The organism is Rhizobium sp. CECT 9324, assembly GCF_918741265.1.
Lineage (GTDB): Bacteria > Pseudomonadota > Alphaproteobacteria > Rhizobiales > Rhizobiaceae > Allorhizobium.
Genome location: NZ_CAKKMZ010000001.1, coordinates 3841297 through 3861813, shown reverse-complemented (window position 1 = coordinate 3861813; position 20517 = coordinate 3841297). Strand labels below are relative to the sequence as shown.

Annotated in this window: 17 protein-coding genes; 3 read left to right on the top strand and 14 right to left on the bottom strand. The window is 58.9% G+C overall.

Translation table 11 applies throughout. The features are described from left to right. Positions 1-27: 27 nt before the first annotated feature. The 3 genes from LQ231_RS18735 to LQ231_RS18725 all read right to left on the bottom strand — a co-directional run bounded on the left by LQ231_RS18735 (position 28) and on the right by LQ231_RS18725 (position 3734). Positions 28-1506 carry a glycosyltransferase gene (locus LQ231_RS18735; RefSeq protein WP_230172896.1) on the bottom strand — a complete coding sequence of 493 codons (1479 nt, stop codon included), beginning with the start codon at positions 1504-1506 and terminating at the stop codon, positions 28-30. A gap of 13 nt (positions 1507-1519) precedes the next feature. Continuing rightward, positions 1520-2839: a nucleotide sugar dehydrogenase gene (locus tag LQ231_RS18730; protein ID WP_113142421.1), complete on the bottom strand. Its 1320-nt coding sequence runs from the start codon at positions 2837-2839 to the stop codon at positions 1520-1522. A 241-nt stretch (positions 2840-3080) separates the two neighbouring features. Then, a complete protein-coding gene (locus LQ231_RS18725) occupies positions 3081-3734 on the bottom strand; it encodes a response regulator transcription factor (protein WP_230172894.1) in 654 nt (217 codons plus the stop codon). Positions 3735-4583: 849 nt separating this feature from the next. Here LQ231_RS18725 and LQ231_RS18720 point away from each other — a divergent pair. Continuing rightward, positions 4584-6278 carry a chemotaxis protein gene (locus LQ231_RS18720; protein ID WP_230172892.1) on the top strand — a complete coding sequence of 565 codons (1695 nt, stop codon included), beginning with the start codon at positions 4584-4586 and terminating at the stop codon, positions 6276-6278. 11 nt (positions 6279-6289) lie between these two features. On the opposite strand, the gene LQ231_RS18715 is transcribed toward LQ231_RS18720, so the two are convergent. The 11 genes from LQ231_RS18715 to LQ231_RS18665 form a co-directional block, all read right to left on the bottom strand. Next, positions 6290-7015 (bottom strand): ParA family protein, encoded by a 726-nt coding sequence (locus tag LQ231_RS18715; RefSeq protein ID WP_230172890.1) that lies wholly within the window; start codon positions 7013-7015, stop codon positions 6290-6292. Positions 7016-7169: 154 nt separating this feature from the next. Further along, a complete protein-coding gene (locus tag LQ231_RS18710) occupies positions 7170-8255 on the bottom strand; it encodes a chemotaxis response regulator protein-glutamate methylesterase (protein WP_113142417.1) in 1086 nt (361 codons plus the stop codon). Between the two features lie 7 nt (positions 8256-8262). Continuing rightward, positions 8263-9114, bottom strand: a complete 852-nt coding sequence (locus LQ231_RS18705; RefSeq protein WP_113142416.1) for a CheR family methyltransferase — start codon at positions 9112-9114, stop codon at positions 8263-8265. Between the two features lie 11 nt (positions 9115-9125). After that, positions 9126-9626 carry a chemotaxis protein CheW gene (locus LQ231_RS18700; protein ID WP_230172882.1) on the bottom strand — a complete coding sequence of 167 codons (501 nt, stop codon included), beginning with the start codon at positions 9624-9626 and terminating at the stop codon, positions 9126-9128. Next, positions 9623-11434 (bottom strand): methyl-accepting chemotaxis protein, encoded by a 1812-nt coding sequence (locus LQ231_RS18695; protein WP_230172880.1) that lies wholly within the window; start codon positions 11432-11434, stop codon positions 9623-9625. The genes LQ231_RS18700 and LQ231_RS18695 overlap by 4 nt, the downstream gene beginning before the upstream one ends. A 158-nt stretch (positions 11435-11592) precedes the next feature. Then, on the bottom strand, positions 11593-13293 hold the full coding sequence (locus tag LQ231_RS18690) for a methyl-accepting chemotaxis protein (RefSeq protein WP_230172878.1): 1701 nt from the start codon (positions 13291-13293) through the stop codon (positions 11593-11595). 21 nt (positions 13294-13314) lie between these two features. Continuing rightward, positions 13315-13830: a chemotaxis protein CheW gene (locus LQ231_RS18685; RefSeq protein ID WP_113142412.1), complete on the bottom strand. Its 516-nt coding sequence runs from the start codon at positions 13828-13830 to the stop codon at positions 13315-13317. Continuing rightward, the gene (locus LQ231_RS18680; protein ID WP_230172877.1) at positions 13827-15839 is read right to left on the bottom strand and encodes a chemotaxis protein CheA; all 2013 of its coding nucleotides are present in this window, start codon (positions 15837-15839) and stop codon (positions 13827-13829) included. The genes LQ231_RS18685 and LQ231_RS18680 overlap by 4 nt, the downstream gene beginning before the upstream one ends. Then, positions 15836-16204 (bottom strand): response regulator, encoded by a 369-nt coding sequence (locus LQ231_RS18675; protein WP_113142410.1) that lies wholly within the window; start codon positions 16202-16204, stop codon positions 15836-15838. The genes LQ231_RS18680 and LQ231_RS18675 overlap by 4 nt, the downstream gene beginning before the upstream one ends. Then, positions 16201-16515 (bottom strand): STAS domain-containing protein, encoded by a 315-nt coding sequence (locus LQ231_RS18670; protein ID WP_230172875.1) that lies wholly within the window; start codon positions 16513-16515, stop codon positions 16201-16203. Before LQ231_RS18670 ends, LQ231_RS18675 begins: the two co-directional genes overlap by 4 nt. 8 nt (positions 16516-16523) lie before the next feature. Further along, on the bottom strand, positions 16524-17645 hold the full coding sequence (locus LQ231_RS18665; RefSeq protein ID WP_230172874.1) for an HD domain-containing phosphohydrolase: 1122 nt from the start codon (positions 17643-17645) through the stop codon (positions 16524-16526). A gap of 713 nt (positions 17646-18358) precedes the next feature. Between LQ231_RS18665 and LQ231_RS18660 the strand changes: the two genes are divergently transcribed. Continuing rightward, positions 18359-19432, top strand: coding sequence for a LacI family DNA-binding transcriptional regulator (locus tag LQ231_RS18660; protein WP_230172872.1), 1074 nt, complete (start codon positions 18359-18361; stop codon positions 19430-19432). After that, a complete protein-coding gene (locus LQ231_RS18655; protein WP_113142562.1) occupies positions 19432-20454 on the top strand; it encodes an ABC transporter substrate-binding protein in 1023 nt (340 codons plus the stop codon). Before LQ231_RS18660 ends, LQ231_RS18655 begins: the two co-directional genes overlap by 1 nt. The last annotated feature ends 63 nt before the right edge of the window (positions 20455-20517 follow it).

Sequence of the window (20517 nt, the reverse complement as noted above, 5' to 3'; positions counted from 1 at the left end):
TTGCGTGGCGCGGTTGGATGGGCGCGGTTAGATGAGGTTGCCGACATAAGCCACGCCAAGGATGAGCCATCCGAGGGCAAGGCCATGCATGTAGGTTGAACTGTGCGCCTTCAGCCGCTGGCCGAGAGGCAGGCTGAAACTTCCCGCTTTCGCCGATGACTGGCGGGTCCAGCGCTGGCGGTCGAGGCGAAAGAGGATGAAGCTCTTGATGATCGCGCCGCCGACCTGGCTGAAATAGAGCAGGAAGGGAAAGGTGACCGGGAAGCTGCGTTTGCGGAACGCCATGATGATCGTGCACATGCAATAACGGGTGAACATGACCCAGGCGAAATAGAGCGGCAGTATCCAGGGGCTGATGAAGAATGTCGCGAGCAGGATGCTGGCGGGGCCGGCGAGCGTGGTCCAGATCGAGATCGCCTGGTCGAGGATCGACCACCAGGTGAAGTAACCGATCTGCGAGGCGGGCAGGGCAAGCGCGCGGGCGTTGGTGCGCAGCATGTTGCCGAACCAGCGGGTCATCAGGACGGTGGCGGAGTCCATGAAGCCGGAATTGGGCTGGGTTTCGATCGAGACAGTGCACAGATCGGGCAGATAGAGCATCTTGTATCCGCGCTGCAGCAGCCAGTACCAGGTGGACTTGTCATCACCAGTCAGGAAGTGAACGCGGCCCAGGCGCCAGTGGTCGATGAAATCGTTGCGGACGAGATCGACAAAACCGCTGTCGGTGGCGAGATTGGCACGGAAGATCGACATGCGGCCGGTCAGGGTCAGTACGCGTTCGCCAAGCGACATCGACGACATCATCACATGGCGCTGGCAGAAGCGCAGGTCGAACCAGTCCCGGAACAGGCGACCGCCTTTGGTGTCACTGTATTCATCGGTGGTGACGGCGCCGACGGAAGGGTCGGTGAAGAAGGGCAGGCTACGGTCGATGACGTCGATCGGTACACAGCTGTCACCATCGACGAAGATGACGATGTCGTTGCGGCCCGGATTGAGCTTGGCGATGGAGCGCAGGGAGGTGGCGAGTGCGTCGCGCTTGCCGGTTCCGGCGATCTTGTCGATCTTCAGCGCGACCATCGCTTCCGAGCCCGGATTGCGGGAGGCGACCGAGGCCATGACCTGTCGGATCAGCCGCGCATCGGCTTCGTCGACGATCGAGGCGACGATTGTGGCACCGCCCTTGGCGTGGTAGGCCGCCTCGAAGATCGAGCGATAGACACGGGTCGAGATATCCGGGGCGATCTTGTAGGTGGTCACGAGGAAGAAGGTGTGATCCTTCAAGCCGCGGGCCTGGTAGGCCTCGACGGCGTTTTCGCGCCGGCGAGGATAGGCGAAGTTCAGGTAATAGGCGGCCCGCGCCAGGTTGATCCCCGCCCAGGCATAGCGCCATGCGCCAATCAGGCCGACGGTGATCAGGGTGCCGGAGACGGTCTGGACCGCCGGATGCGGCACGCTGAGCGCCAGGATCGTCATGATGAGGAGATAGATGACGTGGGCCAACATATCGGTGCGCTCCTTACCAGCAAATGCCTTGGTAGGTCCCGGCGGAACGAATGCCGGGCCGGATGCGCAGGAGGTCGACCATCGGGATCTTGTCACTCGAGGCATCAAGGACCGGCATTGCCTCGGCATAGTGATTGCCGACAAGGATGACGTCGGAACTGTCCACAAGGTCGTCGAGGTCGCTGACGAGCCTGTTCTTCAGGTCGATGGCGGTGTCATTGCCGCGACCGGCGCCGCTCATGCCCTCGGCATAGGCCTGATTGACGAAGGGGTCGTAGATCTTGAGATCATACCCCCGGTCGATCAAACGAGAGGCCAGACTTGCAAGCGGGCTTTCCCGCAGATCGTCGGTGCCGGTCTTGAAGCTGATGCCGACCATGCCGATCGTCTGACCGCCCATTTGCGAGACCATGGTCTCGGCGCGGTCGATCTGCGCTTCATTGGCTTCGAGCACCGCGTTGAGAAGGGCGGTCTCGACATGCTTTTCCTTGGCGAGATGACGCAGAGCACGGACATCCTTCGGCAGGCAGGAGCCGCCAAAGGCGAAACCGGGCCGCATGAAATAGGGTGAGATGTTGACCTTGAGATCCGAGCACAGGATCTTCATCACCAACTGGCCGTCGACACCGCTCGCCTTGGCGATGTTGCCAATCTCATTGGCGAAGGTGACCTTGACGGCGCGCCAGGCGTTGCTGGTGTATTTGATCATCTCTGCCGTCGACAGAGAGACCGAATGGCAGGGGCAGGGGAGCGTGTCGTTGATCTCGTGCAGGATCTTGTCGGTCTGCTCGTCGAGGGCGCCGAAGACGATCAGGCCCGGATCGTAATAGTCCTCGATCGCTGTGCTTTCACGCAGGAATTCCGGATAGTAGCCGACGCCGAAATCCTTGCCGGCGATCAGGCCCGTGCTGCGCTCGAGCGCCGGGATGCATACAGTCTCCATGCTGCCGGGCACGATGGTCGAACGAACGACAACGGAGTGGAAACTGCCCTTGGCGGCAATTGCTGTCCCGATCGCCTCGCAGGCCTTGACTACATAGGTCAGTCCGACCGAACCATCCGGTGCGCTTGGGGTGCCGACGCAGACGAAAGACACGTCGGTCGAAGCGATTGCATCCTGGATATCGAGTGTGGCGCGCAGCTTGCCGCTGGCGACAGTCTGCTCGATCAGGGGATCAAGGCCCTTCTCAACGATCGGTGCGCGTCCGTTGTTGATCGTGTCGACCTTGGCAGGGTCGATATCCACGGCCACGACCTCGTGTCCATCTTTGGCCAGGCAGGCTGCTGCCACCACGCCGACGTAGCCGATTCCAAATACGCTGATCCTAGCCATGTGCTGCCCTTGTTGTTGACCGCAGGCCTCGACGGCCGCCGGTAGTTAACAATCGTTTAAATCCGTCTTTAGGATTGGCAGCTATGTATTCTGAGTAAAAGTCAGGAAAGGCCCGACGCTTGTCAGGTAAATTCCCAATAAATATTTAATAAAAACAGCATATTAGCAATTGCGGTTTGATAAATGCAAAGCAACGCGATGGATTGTCATCCATCGCGTTGTCATTTTTTACCGATTCATGTTAGTATTGAAGCCAGCCTACACTGATTGCGTAGTTAACTATGTCTGATCGTGTTCGAAGCGATAGTTTTTTTGTTGCACGATATTTGTATGTTTCAACAGTTTTTGTGCTTAATTGAATGTCTGCTGCGATTTCTTTCATCGCCTTTCCGAGTGCGACATAACGCAGGACAAGTTCTTCCTGCGTTGAGAGTTTGCCTTGCTCGGGTTCTTGTGTCGTGTTGTTGCCATTTCCGTTGTCGGACAACGCGATCACGGATTCGTCTATGACGATGTCGCCCGCATGTATGCTCTTGATCGCACGCAATAGCTTCGGGCTGGCGACCGTTTTGGTGACTACCCCAGAATATCCCCTGGCGATGTATGTCTCTCCCGGCAATGTATCGCGTATATCACAGTAGGCGATGAGGCGCGCCAAGATGCGGAGTTCTTTCAAGTCCATCTCGCAATCGCGCAGAGAGCGATCGAGAAAACCTGGGTCGGCGACGATAACCTGTGGCGCCAATCGTTTGATTGCTTCTGCGAGGTTCGCGTCCCGCTGAGTCAGCGCCAGCGCTTCCAACTGTCTCGTCGAGTTTATCAGAAAGCTCAGGCCGTCCACCAGAACCGGGTTCTCGTCCAAAACCAGGACCCTTATCTTGCTAGTGTTTTCCATTGCAGCTCCAATCGACCGACCCTGCCACATATTCTCCCAATCGACCGATGTACTCGGGTGAACATGTTTGCAAATGCCAAGCTTTGGCTTGATCATGTTCGGAGAGAACGCAGAGGGTGTCAAGATGTTGCGGCGCGGCAGGAATCTCGCCAAAATTGCTGTTGTGCAACATAACCAATTCGTGACTGACAGTACTGATAGCGAAAATTCCTTTTTCTATCAATAATTTATGTTTTTCTTTTTCGAAGGTGACCGATGTCTCTTTCTGCAGCTGAACCGCTTCCGGTTGCTTTTCTTCGAGGTAAAACCGGGTTTTGTCTCGAAAATAGACATGACCTATAAAGAATGACAGGTGACAATTCTCCCGAATTTGATGACTTCAAGTGTAACCGACCAAGGCGAAATTGTGGTCGATCATTTTGCCTTCACGACATTCGGAATCCGCGCGCAAAGCCCCTCTGCGCGCTCTTTCGTGCGGGCCGCGAATCCTCGCGGCTGATTTGTAGTGTCATATCGTCGCTATCAGGCAAAATTGCAGCAAAGTGATTTGATGTGATCGGCGGGGCTGATCGGTCGTACCCGTCGGTGCTCCATCTTCTTGCGCGCTTACGGTCGGGGTTGGCGAGCCGCGTGACGCTTTTCCGCGACGAACACAGCTTCCCGGTCTGGAAAACCATTAACTGTAGAATCCATCACAAGTCGCATCGGGCCACTTTCGCAATTTGATGCGCTCTGAATTTACTACTCTTTTCACAGTGTCGGCTAAAGTGACCTCTACAAACGTGTGTAGGGTGTGTTGTGAAGCATAATTTCAAGCTTACGACAGTTGGTCCGGATTTGCGGACGGACTTGGTCTCAAAACTCCATCTGGCTCATTCCGCGATCGAGAAGTCATTCCTCGATGCAGGTGCGGTCCTTGTCTCGGTGATGGAAATTCTGAACGGGCTGGTCGATATCCTCGACCGCCTGACGAATACCCTCGATGGCGAGACCACAGCGTCGACGGTCAAGGGGCTGCGGAGTACCGTATCCAATTTGGCGCTGCTGCCGAAGATCGCCGAAGCGCGGCACACGAAGTTTGTCGAGATTTCCGACATCTGCCATTCAAGCAGCCTTCACCTCGACGATATGCGCGAGACCATCCGCTATCTGCGCACCTTCGCCATTACGGTGAAGATCACCGGTGCGGGGCTCGCCGAGTTCGCGGAATTTGCCGATGAAATTCGTGACCGGGTGCAGTTTGGTGCGGAAGAGGTGGACAAGTTCGTCGCGCAACTGAGCGTGATGCGCGCCCAGTTGCGGACCGCGCGTGATTTTGCCGAAGGCATCCGCAGCGATTTCGACACTACGGTTCCACGCATTGTCAGCAACCTCGATCAGAGCTCGAGCCGCATCGCGCAGCAATATGCGCAGATGTCTGCGGTTGCCAGCGATGTCAAACAGGTGACAGGCCGGGTCCAGGGCAAGATAGCCAGCGTGCTTTCGGGTTTGCAGATTGGCGACATCACCCGCCAGCGCATCGAACATGTGCAAAGCACGTTCGAACTCTTGGACGCATTTCTCGCTTCGCCGGAAGGCGGCGCGCTTTCGCCGCAAGAAGCCGACGATCTGAACACGGTCATTCTCCATCTGTGCCATGCACAGCTGGATGAAACGCTGGTCGACTTCCGCCGGCAGTGCCGTGGCATTTCGACCAATATTGCAAGCTTTTCGGCCGACGCGTCGCAGATCCTGGTTCTGCGCGACAAGGTGACTTCTGAAAGTGCCGGCGAAGATCACAATGTGCTCAAGTCGATGGAAGCGGATCTGAGGATTGGGTGCGAGCTCGCCGAGCGTGTTCGCGACCGCAGTGGTGAATCCGATTCCGTCGTCGGTTCGGTGACCGCAACAGCCCAGCATCTGCTCAAGGGGATCGAGGTCATTCGGTCGATCAAGACCGATATTCACTATATGGCTCTCAACTCCAACCTGCGCTGTTCGCGCCTGGGGGATGCGGGACGGTCGGTGAACGTGGTCAGCGGCGAGCTTCGGCTCTTTGCCGGCAAGCTCGAGACGCCAGCTGACGCGATCGTGACCGATCTTCATGCGGTTGAAGCCGCGACACAGTTCTTGTCCAACGAAGCGACAGCCGACATCGGCAATCTCGGGGAACCTCTGCGTGATGCGCTTGCGGCGGTACAGACCGTTGGCGCCGAAATGGAAAAGGGATTGCAGGAATTTGCGGTCGAAGGTCAGGCCGTCTTTGCCCGCATCAGCGCTGCCGTCACCAAGCTTGATTTCGAGAGTGAGCTTGGCGGTGTTCTGGATCAATGCCTGGGGCTTGCCTCCCATATGGCGGCCGGCGATCTACCGGACACACAGGATCTGACATCCCGAATCGAACCGCTTTCATCGGGGATTTTCCGGATCTACACGATGGCGCAGGAAAGAGACATCCATCTGCGGTATCTGGACGTAAATTCCGGTGGCTCGGCTTCCCAGATTGAATCGCCCAAGACCGAGATCATGGACGACGACGATCTTTTTGCCGACGCCCTGTTCTGATCAAACAGGCTCTAAGCTGCGTGTTCAAGCCGCCCGAGTGTTCGGGCGGCGAGCAGCACCTGCTCGGTTGTCTGCGCCAGCGGCACGAGCGTCAACACTTCATCCGCATAACGTTCGGCGTTCAGGATTGCCTTGGCGAGATTGCTGACCTTGGCCGGATCCATGCGGTGCAGGTAGGCGTGGAAATCGAACATGTCGCGATAGGCGGAGCGCTCGATAATCGGCGTGTCGAGCACATGCACGCGCTGTTCGGAAAGAAGATGCTTCACGGCCTGAAGCGCGCGCGTGGTGACAAACGAATTTACCCGCGACAAGACGACTGAATGGGCGATGCGGATGCCGGCCTTGCGATCAAGGTAACGGAGCAGATCCAGAACCTGCGCGCCACCCTGGGCATCCATGCTGCTTCCCTGCACGGGAATCATCACATGATCGGACAGGCCAATGGCGGTTGCCAGCAGGGGGGACTGAATTCCGGGAAGGTCTATGATCACATAGTCCCAGTTTCGCTGGCATTCGGTCACGGTCTTCTGGATGGTCGCCATGGACACGAAGGTTTCGACAGTCAGGTTTGCCCGTTTCTCGGCTGTTTCAAACCATCTTGAGATCCAGCGCTGCGGGTCGGTGTCCAGAATGCAGACCCTGAAATTGCGCCGCACGAGTTCCGTTGCGAGGAGAAGCACGGCAGTGGTCTTGCCGGCGCCACCCTTGGAATTGGCGAAAGTGATCACGGCCATGGTCTGCTCCTCGTCTGAACGCGTGAGCCAGAATCGCTCGCCAGGGCACAACCATCGTGCAGTCTCCACTCTTGCCAAACATGGTTAACAAAGGGCAAAGATGCGGGGGCACAAGTTTGCAGATGTTCCTGAAATACCGGGAAAATTCGCCGAACTATCTGTGCTTGTCGGCTGTCAGGATTTCTCTTGCGATGAGATCGAGAGAGACGACCTTGTCGACGCCGCCACGAGCAATCGCTTCCTTGGGCATTCCGAACACGATGGAACTTGCCTCATCCTGAGCAACGGTGAAGGCGCCTGCCTGGTGCATCTCCTCCATGCCGCGCGCGCCATCATCACCCATGCCTGTCATGATGACGCCCATGGCATTGGAGCCCGCAGCGCGTGCCGCCGAGCGGAAGAGCACATCCACCGAGGGACGATGGCGTGAGACGAGGGGTCCGCCACGGACAGAGACATGGTAGCGGGCGCCTTGCCGCTCGAGGAGGATATGCTTGTCGCCGGGTGCGATCAGAACATGACCGCGCAGGACGGGATCCCCGTCGACCGCTTCCTTGACCTCGACCTCACAGAGACTGTTGAGACGTTTGGCGAAGGCTGCGGTGAAGCGTTCCGGCATGTGCTGGACGATGACAATTCCAGGCGCATTGGCCGGCAGCCGCTCCAGCATTTCGCGCAGGGCCTCGGTGCCGCCGGTCGAGGCGCCGACGCAGACGACCATTTCAGTCGTGCGCGCCATGGCCTTGCCCGTCGGTGGCGGCAGGACTGCGTCGGCTGTCAGCTTTGCGGTCGGGCCGCTGGCGGCTGCCGAGCGCATGCGCCTCGTCGATCCCAGTCTCGCCTGGGCAGCGCTTTTTACCACGTCGCAGATGCGCAATGCTTGCTCGGAGAGATAGTCGGCTGCACCGATCTTCGGTTTCAGGATGACATCCACGGCACCTGCCTCCAATGCCTGAAGCAAGGTTTCCGACCCGGATTCCGTCAGTGAAGAACACATCACCACCGGGATCGGCCGCTGCGACATGAGTTTGCGAAGGAAGGTGATGCCGTCCATGCGCGGCATCTCGACATCCAGGGTGATAACGTCCGGTATCTCCTCCTGAATGCGTTTCGCCGCGATGAACGGATCCGAAGCCGCGCCGATGACTTCGATGGCAGGGTCAGATTCAAGGACTGCTGTCAGTGTCTGGCGCACAGACGCGGAGTCATCAATGATCAGGACGCGGATCTTGTTACTCATGAGGTCTTCAGATCCTTTTGAAGATCGTGTTCGCCACCTGGCGGACAGGGAGATCGAGGCCTGTCACGGATTCGGAATGGCCGATGAAGAGATAACCGTCTGGAACGAGATTGGCGCAGAGCTGCGACAGGACGTGTTCCTGGGTCTTCTTGTCGAAGTAGATCAATACGTTGCGGCAGAAGATCATGTGGAAGGGATCGCCAACCGGGTAGGTCTTGTCCATGAAGTTCAACCGACCGAAGCCGATTTTCGACCGTAGCGCCGGTGTTATCCTGACGTTGGTTTGTCTTTTGTCCTTTGGCAGCATGACGTATTTCGCCATCATGTGTGGCGGAACCGGGTCCAACTGGTCGGCGGGATAGATTCCCGCCTTTGCTGTCTTCAGCACATCCGTGGACAGATCTGTTGCGAGGATGCTGAAATCGCAGCCGGCATTGTTCTGGGCCGCTTCGGCCATGACCATGGCCATCGTGTAGGGCTCGGCACCGTTGGAGCAGGCGGCACTCCAGGCCCGCATGCGGCGGACGCCTTGTTCCTTCAGTTCCGGCAGGACGACCTCTTCGAGATAGGCGAAATGGTTCGGCTCGCGAAAGAAGTCGGTCTTGTTGGTGGTGACCGCATCAATCAGGAATATGCTCTCGTTCTGCAAACCGCCATGCTTGAAGAGGAAATCGCAGTAGTCGTTGAAGGTGGACAGGCCCGTGGCACGCAGCCGCCGGCGCAGTCTTCCCTCGAGCATTGTCACCTTGTTGGGCGGCATCTTGATGCCGCTATAGTCATAGATGAATTTCGCCAATAATTGATAATTGCGAGGACCCAGTGTGTCCTCGCCCCGTACCTGGGCTACGCCTGCATTCACCGGGTCACTCCTTAGCCAAAGGCCACTTGTTTTTCATCGCTGCCCAGCATGTTGACGTCCGCATGTGAGAACAGGCGCGCCAGATCGATGATCACGACAAAATCCGTCTCGCGTCGAACGACACCGGCGATGTAGTCCGAGCGCCAGCGAACGCCGATATCCGGGGCAGCTTCGATCTGGTCACGCCGGAATGGCGTGACCTCGTAGACCTTGTCTGCCACCAGGCCGATTGCGAGCGTCTTGCCTTCAATCGGAATGTCGAGCACCAGGATGCGGGTATCATTGGTGCGGACCGTCTTGGACATGCCAAGCCTTACTCTCAGATCGATGACCGGAACACCCTGGCCGCGCACGTCGCGCAGCCCGAGTAGATAGTCCGGACCATGGGGGATCTTGAAAGGGTCCTCATGGTCCAGGATTTCCCGGACCACGGTGACAGGCACGGCGAAGATCTCCGCGCCAAGGCTGAACGTGACGAATTGGGATTCGGATGAGGCTGTGCTCATGGTCATGCGCTTTCCCGGAAATCGGCGTCGTGGGCGTCAGGTCCACCCATCGAAAGATCGAGGGCAAATCCCTTGGCACGCGCCTGCTGGCTGGCGATTGAGTGGTCGGTTGTCGACGGTTTGCGCTGGGGAGCGGCGGAGCTGCGGGCCTGCGGTCCACTGGGTCGTGCCGCGGTCTTGGCCACTGCAATTTCCCGGGCATTTCGTTCAACCCGGAAGAACGAAATCGAAGTTTGCAGCTCTTCCGACTGGGCAGCCAGCTCTTCGGAGGTCGCGGCCATCTGTTCGGATGCCGAGGCATTCTGCTGGGTGACCTTGTCGAGCTGCTGGATCGCTTCGTTGATCTGCGAGGCACCGACGTCCTGCTCACGGCAGGCTGCCGAGATTTCCGAGACCAGTTCGGCAGTCTTGCGGATATCGGGCACCAGACGGCCGAGCATTTCGCCAGCTTCCTGGGCGGCCTTCACTGTCTCCCCGGACATTGCGCCGATTTCGGCTGCTGCCGACTGCGATCGTTCGGCAAGCTTGCGGACTTCGGAAGCGACGACGGCAAACCCCTTGCCATGTTCGCCGGCACGGGCTGCTTCAACGGCAGCATTCAACGCGAGCAAGTCGGTCTGGCGGGCGATTTCCTGCACGATCGAGATCTTCTCGGCAATCGTGCGCATGGCACCGACGGCGCGATTGACAGCGTCGCCGGATGCTTCGGCATCCTTGGCCGACTGGCGGGCAATCTTTTCGGTCTGGGCGGCGTTGTCGGCATTCTGCTTGATATTGGCGGCCATCTCTTCCATCGAGGCAGATGCTTCTTCTGCAGACGCTGCCTGTTCGGTGGCGCCCTGCGACAGCTGTTCGGAGCTTGCCGACAATTCCTGGCTGCCGGACGAGACATTGGCCGCTGCCGAAAGCGCGTCAGCGACAACACCACGCAGGCGCTCAACCATGCTTTCCAGCGACAGGCCCAGCGTATCCTTGTCAGACAAAGGCTTGGGCGTGACGACAAGGTCACCATTGGCGATTAGGTCGGCGATGCGGGCGGTTTCGCGCAGGTTGCCGGTCATCACATTGATGGTATCGACCAGGTCCTTGATTTCGTCATTCGTTTTGATCTCGACATTCTGGTTGAGATCGCCGATGGCGACAGCGTCCGCAACGGACTTGATCTTGCGCAGGCCGGAACCGATGCTCATGGCGATCCAGACGGCCGCGGTCAAACCAGTCAAGAGCGCGATCACGGAAATCGCGATTATGATATTGCGGGTGGCGGCATATTGGACATTGGTGGCTTCGTCAGCTTCCGTCATCCGCTGCTTGTTCGCATCCTTGCGGGCTTCGATCGTTTCCTCGATTTGATCCATGATCGGGCGACCTTCGGTGGTCGCCAGCCGGACGGCCTCGACGGAATTTCCACTTCGCGCCGCATTTCTGATAGCGTCATCGACTGTAAACAGCTTCTCAGCTGCAACAGAAACATCGCGCCATTGCTGCTTGCCTTCTGCCGTTGTCGCGCTCTCGACCAAAATAGCGACAGTATCCGTGAACGACTTTTTGTTGCGGTCGCTGGCTTCGGCATAACGTGTGACGTCCGCCGGAGTTTGTGCAGTCGCCATGTTCATCTGCGCACGTGCGATGCGGAGCTGGTAGTTGCCAAGTGTCTGGGCATGTTCAAGGCGTGCGGCTGGACCGGCGATCAGGTCGGTGATGGCCTGGTTCAGGTTGCTTAAGCTGTAGATGCCGTAACCGGCCGTAATGCTCAATAGGATAAGTAAAAAGCCAAATGCCATGGCAAGCTTGAGTTTGATGGTAAAGCGCATCGTCGGCGTCCCCAGTAAATTGTGTCGATAATTGAAGTCGTGGATGGGACATTCCGGGCTGGCGTCTTAGCCTACCGGACAGGAGCCGCCGCTCCTCACATTCAGCGCGTGATACGCTGTCATCAGGGCGGATCTCCTGATCCGCCCTGGCTCGCAACTTATGCGCTCTGCTTGAAATGCACGTCGTCTGCGTCCGGGCCGCCCATGGACAGGTCAAGGGCAAAGCCGTTGGCCCGTGCCTGCTGGCCGGAAACGCTGTGATCACTGGTCATTGGCTTGCGAGCCATTGCCGCTGCGGCCGGACGGGCAGCGGGTGCTGCCGGGCGGGCGGCCGGTTTGCGAATGGCGGCAGGGGCGCGTTCGCCAGTCCGGTCGACCCGGAAGAAGGCGATCGAGGTCTGCAGTTCCTCGGACTGGGCAGCCAGTTCTTCAGAGGTCGCGGCCATCTGTTCGGAGGCCGAGGCGTTCTGCTGGGTGACCTGGTCGAGCTGCTGGATCGCTTCGTTGATCTGCGAGGCGCCGATGTCCTGCTCGCGGCAGGCTGCCGAGATTTCCGAGACCAGTTCGGCAGTCTTGCGGATATCGGGCACCAGGCGGCCGAGCATTTCGCCGGCTTCCTGAGCGGCCTTAACCGTGTCGCTCGACATTGCACCGATTTCGGCGGCTGCCGATTGCGAACGTTCGGCAAGCTTGCGGACTTCGGAAGCGACGACGGCAAAGCCCTTGCCATGTTCACCGGCGCGGGCTGCTTCAACGGCAGCGTTCAGCGCGAGCAAGTCGGTCTGGCGGGCGATTTCCTGGACGATCGAGATCTTCTCGGCGATCGTGCGCATGGCACCGACGGCGCGGTTGACCGCATCGCCCGATGCTTCGGCATCCTTGGCCGACTGGCGGGCGATCTTTTCGGTCTGAGCGGCGTTGTCGGCGTTCTGCTTGATGTTGGCGGCCATTTCTTCCATCGAGGCAGATGCCTCTTCGGCAGCGGCAGCCTGTTCGGTGGCGCCCTGCGATAGCTGCTCGGAGCTTGCCGAAAGTTCCTGGCTGCCCGAAGAAACGTTCGAGGAGGCGGAGAGGGCGTCGCCGACCACGCCGCGCAATCGTTCGATCATGGCGTTTACATATGACAGTAGGTCGCCGATCTCGTCGTTGGACTTGATCAAGGCCAGTTTGGTCAGGTCGCCATCGGCAACGCTCTGGACCGAGTTGACTGCGTTGCGGAGGCCGCGATTGATCGAAACGGCGATCCAGACGGCGGCGGCGAGAGCAATCAGCAATGCGATGGCGGCGACGGCGAGCATGACGTTGCGGGTCTGGACGTAGTCGGCGCCCGCTGTCTCGTTGGCTTCGGCCAAGCGGCTGGTTTCGAGTGCAACGACCTCCTCGAGCAGCGCGTCGATCTCGCCGACCGTCTCGCGGTTTTCGTTTGTCGAGATGGCCAGGGCACCATCACGGTTGCCGGCCATCATCATCGCCTGGATCTGGTCATCCTGCTTGCGATAATCGGTGGCGAACCCGTTCAGCTTGCCCCACAGCACTTTACCCTGTTCCGTGGCCAGCAGCATAACGCTGTCGAAGGCCTTGTCGAAATCCTGGCGCTGCTGGGTGATCTTTGCCGAATATTCCCGCATGCTTGCGATATCAGCGGCGAGCAGCATGTTCTTCTGCTGGCGCAGCTGCTGAAGCTGGGTGATGTTGAGTTCCTGAGCCAGTCTCAGGCGTGTTGCGGGGCCCTCAACCACATTTTCGAGCGTGGTGTTGAGCTCGCTGAGGCTCATGATGGCGATGGTCGCCGTGGCCATGAGCATGATGATGACAAAGCCGAAAGCTATGGTGAGCTTGAGTTTGATCGAGGCGCGCATGTGGTTGTTCCTTTGCTGCGACTAGTTCTTCGACGGGTCTGCCGCATGGCGCTCATGGCCGACGGAGAAGATCGTTTGAAGGTTGGGAATAATGATGAATTCGCCGCCGCGACGGACGAGGCAGTCAATGAAATCGGAGCGCCAACGCATGCCGATACTGGGTGGCGGTTCGCTGGCGGCTTTCAACAGCGATGTCACTTCGTGGACCTTGTCGGTGCGGATGCCGGTGAGCGTCGGCTCGCCGTCCACATCCAGCTCGATGACAATGATACGGCTGTCGATCGTCGGTTTGGTTGCCTCCATGCCGAAGGCAAGGCGGATGTCGGCGAGCGGAATGACCTTGCCGCGAAAATTGATGACGCTGCCGACGAATGGCTTGGCACCGGGAACGGTGGTTTCCGGTAGTAGATCGAGAATTTCCTGCACCATGACGGCTTCGAGGGCGAACATTTCGCCCGCGATGTCGAAGGTCAGGACTTCGAGTTCCTCGCTGGCGCCCCAAAGGTGATCGGGAATCTTACGTGCTGCTTCGCTCATCCTGCTACGCGCAAATGCGCCTCCTGTTTCTGGCCTTCCAAGACGAGGTGACCAACGTCGAGGATGAGGGCGACATCGCCGTCACCGAGGATCGTGGCGCCGGAGAAGGTCGCTACGTCATGATGCAGCTTGGACATTGACTTGATGACGGTCTGGTGGTCGCCGATGATCTGGTCGACGACGAGGCCGACGCGTTCCGATCCGGTCGAAATGACCACGACCTTCTGGAACGGATCGGGTTTGGTTCCGGTGCGGAACAGTTCGCGCAGGCGAAGGTATGGCACCAGGCTGTCGCGCAGCGAAATGAAGCTTCGGCCACGCGAGCGCATGTCGTCCTCGACCGAAAGTTCGAGGCATTCCTCGACGGCCGAAAGCGGAATGACATAGCGACCATTGCCGACGCGAACGAGAAGACCATCGATGATGGCCAGCGTCAGCGGGATCGACAGTGAGACTTCCGAGCCCTCGCCGGGATGGCTGACCACGTTGATGGTGCCGCGCAGCGCGTCGATCGTGCGCTTGACGACGTCCATGCCGACGCCGCGACCGGACAGGTTGGTGACTTCCTGGGCCGTCGAGAAGCCCGGCTGGAAGATCAGCTGAAGGAGTTCCTGGTCCGAGAGTGCCGCATTCGGCTGGATCAGGCCCGAGGCTTCCGCCTTGGCCCGGACGCGATCGCGGTTGATGCCGCGACCGTCGTCCTTGATGGTGATGATGACCTCGCCGGCCTGCTGGCGGGCCGACAGCAGGATGCGGCCTTGCGAAGATTTGCCGGCAGCCCGGCGTTCCTCCGGCGGTTCAAGCCCATGGTCGCAGGAGTTGCGAACCAGATGCACCAGGGGATCAGCCAATCGTTCGATGACGGTCTTGTCGACTTCGGTTGTCTCGCCCTCGGTTTCCAGCTCGATCGTCTTGCCGGTCTCGCGCGCAAGGTCGTGAACGAGACGGCGAAAGCGGCCAAACAGGCTGCCGACCGGCACCATGCGCAGCACCATCATCGTGTCGCGCAGTTCGCCGGACAGGCGCTCGACGTCTTCGGATACCGAGCGAAGCTGGATGTTGGCGCTGATATTGGCCAGCTGCGACAGGCGCGACTGGGCGATCACCAGTTCGCCGACGCGATCCATCAATTCGTCCAGGCGCTCGGCCGGAACGCGGACATTCTCGGCCGATTTGTTGGCCTTGGCGTCGGAGGGACCATTGCTCGCCGCCGCCTGCTTTTTCTCCGCGACAGCCTCGACAATCGGCTCAGGTGCTACGTGCTGCGGCTCGAACGCGGTCGCCGTTGCCACCGCGATCTCTGCGATTTCAAGCTGCATGTCGTCCATGACGAAGATAAAGACATCCTCGATCGCCGACCGAGGCTGCTCGGTGGTCAAGGCAATCGTCCATCCCAGATAGAGTGTTGTCGGCTCGATCGTGGCAAGGTCCGGGATGGTGCTCGCGTCGGCCACGATCGTGCAATCGCCAAGCTCGCGCAATTCGTCCAGCAGACCCAACGGGTTGGTGCCATTGGCCATGGCGTTGTCGGGAAGACGAAACTTGATGACCCAGCTGGTTGCGGTGTTCGGGGCTGGTTTTTTGGGCGCAGCAGGTGCAGCTGAGGCGGGTTGCGAAGCCGCTGAATGACCTGTCTTTCCGCCGACTGCGGCATGCAGCTTGGCGAGAAGCGTCTGGCTCATGTCGTCATGGTCGCCATTCGGCTTGTCGACCAGGGCCTTCATGTGGTCCTGGGCTTCGAGCACGGCGGCAATCAGTTCGCTGGTTGCCTGGACCTCACCCTTGCGGACGCGGTCGAAGGCGGATTCGCAGTGATGCGTGAAGGCGGCGAGTGCCTCGAAGCCAAACATGGCTCCGGAGCCTTTCAGCGTGTGCAGTCCGCGGAAGACAGCGTCAATCTGGTCCTGGTCGGACAGGTCATGGAGGAGATCAAGCAGACCGCTTTCGATCTGTTCGAAGAGCTCCGCCGCTTCCGTCCTGAAGACCTGGATGGGGTCCATTGTGTTCATTTGCCCAATACTTTCCTGGCGATCTTGACGAGCTGTTCAGGGTCGAAAGGCTTTGTGATCCAACCGGTGGCACCGGCTGCCTTGGCACGGCTTTTCATGTCCGCGTCGGATTCGGTGGTGAGAAAGATGATCGGGATGCCGGTATGTGCGGGCGACTGACGCAGCGCTTCGATCATCGCCAGACCATTCATGTTGGGCATGTTGAGGTCGGTCACGATCAGGTCGAAGCTGGCGCTTTTGGCCTTGTTCAAGCCGTCAAGGCCGTCCACGGCTTCCGTCACCTTGTAGCCGGCATTGGTCAGCGCGATCTTCGTTGTCATCCGGATGCTGGCCGAATCGTCAACCGTCAGAATGTTCGCACTCATTGTATTTCCTTCCGATGTAACCAAAATTGAGAAAAGGCGGGAGCCATGTCCGCGAGAAAGCCGCCGCGCTCAAGTACGTCGAACACACGCCCATTGGCCGCCGCTTTCAGGGTAAGACGCTTGCCGTGGCTATCGGCATGACGGCGGGCAGCCTCGATCAGCTGGATGAGACTAAGGTCGGCTTCGCAGCCATCGGGAAACTCGACTTCAACCGCGTCATGCTGTGCAAGCGCGGCCAAAAGCTGGTCGCGAACGGCGCTCGCATGGCGGATCGAGAGTGTGCTTGGCAATGTGAGTGGGTGGCTCGGCATGTCTCTTCCTAGGCTCGGTGAGGGGTGGTTGTTCTGGCTTCTGGTTCGCGTGGCGTTGCAGCCGACACATGAGCGGTCTTGGCACTGCGGGCCTCAGTCACTTCATCGCTGCCGGTCATGAGGGCTTCAATCGCCGTCCATTGACGCTCGAAAGCCGCGATACAGGCCGGATCGAAATGCCTGCCGCTTTCGGTGCGGAGATAGCCGCGCGCCTGAACTGGAGACCAGGCCGACTTGTAGGAACGCTCGCTGCACAGCGCTTCGAACACGTCCGCGACGGCGACAATGCGGGCTTCAATCGGGATTGCGTCTCCGACAAGGCCATTCGGATAGCCGCTGCCATCCCATTTTTCGTGATGGCCACCGGCAATCTTTTCAGCGGTGCGCACCAGATCGGAAGAGCCGTTTTCCAGGATACGGACACCTATCTCGACATGCTGTCGCATCTCGGCGATTTCAGCTTCGGTCAGTCGGCCAGGCTTTGACAGGATGTTGTCGGCGATGCCGATCTTGCCGACATCGTGCAGCGGCGCGGCTAGGTAAATCATCCGGCAGTAGGTCTGATCGAAACCAAGCTCTTCCGCGATTAGCCTGCAAATATGCGCGACGCGGGAGACGTGTTCCCCGGTGGAACCGTCGCGATATTCTATCGCACGGGCCAGGCGCCAGATGATTTCCTCTTCACGGACGGCGAGCTTCGCCGTTGCGCTGTTCACCAGCCGCTCCAAGGATTTTGCCTGATCAGCCAGATCCAGCTGGGCCTGCCGCAATGTCAGCAGGTTGGCGACGCGCGCCCGCAGTTCGACACCGTCGAATGGCTTGCGCAGAAACTCGGTTGCACCCGCTTCGATGGCCTCGATCCGGATACTGCGCTCAGTCTCGGAGGTAACCATGATGATCGGCACATGTTGGTAGGACGGACAGCTGCGCAGATGACGGATGACCTCGACGCCGTTCATTCGCGGCATGGTGTAGTCGACGAGAACCAGGTCGAACGGCGTCGATTTGCATGCTTCCAACGCCAGCACAGGGTCCAGGAAGGCTTCGACATGCAGATCCGCCAGCCCCCAAAGGGATGTCTGGATCGCTGCGAGTACAGACTTGCTGTCATCTATCAGAATAACACGCACGGGTTCTCCGGCCGGCCGAAAGCAGGCAAAAAATTGGGCACGCTTCAGCGTATTGCGAAGAGCCACAAGGGCACGCCGCCTGGCGAAGGGCTAATTGAATAGATTGTGAGGATCGAGTGCGTCATGCAGCCGCTGGAACCGGAGCGTGTAGTTTCGCGCTGTTTAAGACCGGTCCCTTGGCATAATTTTGACTAGCATCGTTAAAAGAGACTTAAAGTCGGACACGAATAGTCATGCAGCTCCATTGCAAGCTCTTTGAGAGTCCAAGTTCTCACAGAGGTTGTTCTTTCAACAATAGCGAGAACGCCAATTTCCACATTCCGCCTGCGTCTGACTTGATTTTGACGCGGGTGAACCGTGTTATCGACCTGTAATTGCTGAATTATATTCGAATCTTCCGAATCGATTGGGTTCACTGCCGTGTCGCCTGGTGCAACCGAGCGAGATCTGTTTCGCCCCTTTGGGAAAGCCGTCGCCACCTCATTTTTGAGGTGGGGCATGAATGCGTTCACGCTGGACTTGGTGCCGTCAAGTGTTGGATCGCAGCCCAAAAAAAATCGCAATCTCAATTGGGCGCGTTGCTTATCTCTGGTTGCGCCTCTGCCAATCCAATTCGGCATACCCTTTATTTAGGGTAGGGCAATCTTCGCATGGACAAGCAGTGCCATCTACGCTACCGTGGTTAAACGTTTAATCAGTGGGTTGGAAATCCCTTGGCCATAGCCCGTCCCGGATCGAGCCTTGCAAGTATCGCCGAAGCCCTCGGCGTATCTGTCGCGACGGTATCCAACGCGCTGTCGGGCAAAGGGAGGGTGTCGCCCGAGCTGATCGAGCGTGTACGTTCGAAAGCCATGGAGCTGGGATATGTGCCGAGCCAGGCTGGCCGAGCCCTCCGCACCGGGCGCACCGGCGTTCTTGGTCTTGTCCTCCCGGATATCGCCAACCCGCTGTTTCCGCAGATTGCTCAGGCGATCGATTTTGCTGCGAGCGAAGCCGGCTATGGTGTGCTGATCGCTGACTCCCGTGGGGATGTCGCGATGCAGACCGAAGCGATCAATCGTCTGATCGAACGCGGGGTCGACGGTATCGTCATCGTGCCTCGGCGCGGTACGCGCATCGCCGATGTCGGCTGCCCGATCGCGGTCATCGACAGCCCATCGACGCCGGGCAATACCGTTTCTGCGGATCACTGGCAGGGTGGGCAGATCCTGGTCGACCATCTGGCCGCGCTGGGGCATCGCAGGTTTCTTCTGATCGGCAACAACCCGGCATCCATCGTGCAGAACGACCGCATCGGCGGCATGAAGTCCCGCGTTCCTGCCGGCGGCAGCGCCGAGGTGATCTGGATCGAGAAACTGGAAGAGAGGAATGGCAAGGGCTGCATGCTCGGGCTCGCCGACATGGTCGCCAGTGGCGTGACCGCCATCGCTTCCGTCTCCGACCTGCATGCCTTGCGTGCGCTCACCGAATTGCAGCGGGCCGGCGTCAAGGTGCCGGAGGATGTCAGCGTCGCCGGCTTTGATGATCTGGTCTGGTCGTCGGTTGTCACTCCGAGTCTCACCAGTATCCGGATGGACATGGCGACAATCGCCGACATCGCCGTCGGGGCGCTTGCGCGTGCCATTCTTGGTGAACCGACAACAGCTTCCAGCCTCGACACCATGAACGGCAGCGTGGTTTCGGCGGATATCAAAAAGGTGCCGATGCAATTGGTGATGCGACAGACGACCGCTCCGGTGGAAGAGCGCGTTGCATCATCACCCCCCCCAGAAGGAGAACACAGATGATCAATAAGACAATGCTGGCATCGGCGACTGCGCTGATGCTGACCATGGGCGCTGCCCAGGCTCAGGAAAAGACGCTGACCATTTCGGTCTATGCGCTGGCGCAGGACGAATTCAAGGCGATCGTCTACGATCCCTTCGAAGCCAAATGCGGTTGCAAGCTGGTAGTCGAGACCGGCAACAGCGTCGAACGGCTGGCCAAGATGGAGGCCAACAAAGCCAATCCGGTCGTCGATATGGCCGTCGTCTCGATGGCCGACGCTCTGTCTGCCACCCGCAAGGACCTGATCGAAAAGATCGATACCACGAAGCTGTCGAACTACGGCAAGCTCTACGACATCGCCAAGGATCCGAACGGCGACGGCATGAGCGTCGGCTACACCTTCTATGCCACGTCGATCGTTTATCGCACCGACAAGATGAAGATCGACAGCTGGGCCGACTTGCTGAAGCCGGAAAATGTCGGCCATGTCGCCTTCCCGAACGTCACCACCAATCAGGGTCCGCCATCCCTGTTCATGCTCGGCAAGGCGCTGGGCAATGATGCTGCCGATTTGAAGACCCCGATCGCTGCCGTTGGCGAAAAGAAGGACGAACTGGTCACCTTCTACGTCAAGTCCTCTCAGCTGGTGCAACTGATGCAGCAGGAGGAAATCTGGGCAGCGCCGATCGGCCGTTTCACCTGGGCACCGTTCAACAAGCTGGATCTGCCGCTCGCCTGGGCGACGCCGAAAGAAGGCCAGACCGGTGGCATGAACGTCATGGTTCTGGCCAAGGGTTCGAAGAACCAGGATTTGGCGCTTGAATTCATGGATTTCTGGCTCTCGACCGAAATCCAGACCAAGCTTGCCGAGCAGTTGGTCGACAGCCCGGCCAATGCGGAAGTGAAGGTTTCGGACGAGATCGCCGAAAACCTGACCTATGGTGAAGAGACAGCCAAGAGCCTGACGCTCATTCCGTCGGCTGCCGCCCTCGACAACCGTGATGCCTGGCTTTCGGAATGGAATGCCAAGGTCGGACAGTAATATCCGGCCCCTATGGATGCCTCCCAAGGCAAGGGGTGCGGTGGCGGAGCTTCGGCTCGCCAT

What these genes read in the sequence shown, in the direction of transcription:
- LQ231_RS18735 (WP_230172896.1), bottom strand. Translation starts at nt 1,506, where the DNA reads ATGTTGGCCCACGTCATCTATCTCCTCATCATGACGATCCTGGCGCTC.
- LQ231_RS18730 (WP_113142421.1), bottom strand. Translation starts at nt 2,839, where the DNA reads ATGGCTAGGATCAGCGTATTTGGAATCGGCTACGTCGGCGTGGTGGCA.
- LQ231_RS18725 (WP_230172894.1), bottom strand. Translation starts at nt 3,734, where the DNA reads ATGGAAAACACTAGCAAGATAAGGGTCCTGGTTTTGGACGAGAACCCG.
- LQ231_RS18715 (WP_230172890.1), bottom strand. Translation starts at nt 7,015, where the DNA reads ATGGCCGTGATCACTTTCGCCAATTCCAAGGGTGGCGCCGGCAAGACC.
- LQ231_RS18710 (WP_113142417.1), bottom strand. Translation starts at nt 8,255, where the DNA reads ATGAGTAACAAGATCCGCGTCCTGATCATTGATGACTCCGCGTCTGTG.
- LQ231_RS18700 (WP_230172882.1), bottom strand. Translation starts at nt 9,626, where the DNA reads ATGACCATGAGCACAGCCTCATCCGAATCCCAATTCGTCACGTTCAGC.
- LQ231_RS18695 (WP_230172880.1), bottom strand. Translation starts at nt 11,434, where the DNA reads ATGCGCTTTACCATCAAACTCAAGCTTGCCATGGCATTTGGCTTTTTA.
- LQ231_RS18690 (WP_230172878.1), bottom strand. Translation starts at nt 13,293, where the DNA reads ATGCGCGCCTCGATCAAACTCAAGCTCACCATAGCTTTCGGCTTTGTC.
- LQ231_RS18685 (WP_113142412.1), bottom strand. Translation starts at nt 13,830, where the DNA reads ATGAGCGAAGCAGCACGTAAGATTCCCGATCACCTTTGGGGCGCCAGC.
- LQ231_RS18680 (WP_230172877.1), bottom strand. Translation starts at nt 15,839, where the DNA reads ATGAACACAATGGACCCCATCCAGGTCTTCAGGACGGAAGCGGCGGAG.
- LQ231_RS18675 (WP_113142410.1), bottom strand. Translation starts at nt 16,204, where the DNA reads ATGAGTGCGAACATTCTGACGGTTGACGATTCGGCCAGCATCCGGATG.
- LQ231_RS18670 (WP_230172875.1), bottom strand. Translation starts at nt 16,515, where the DNA reads ATGCCGAGCCACCCACTCACATTGCCAAGCACACTCTCGATCCGCCAT.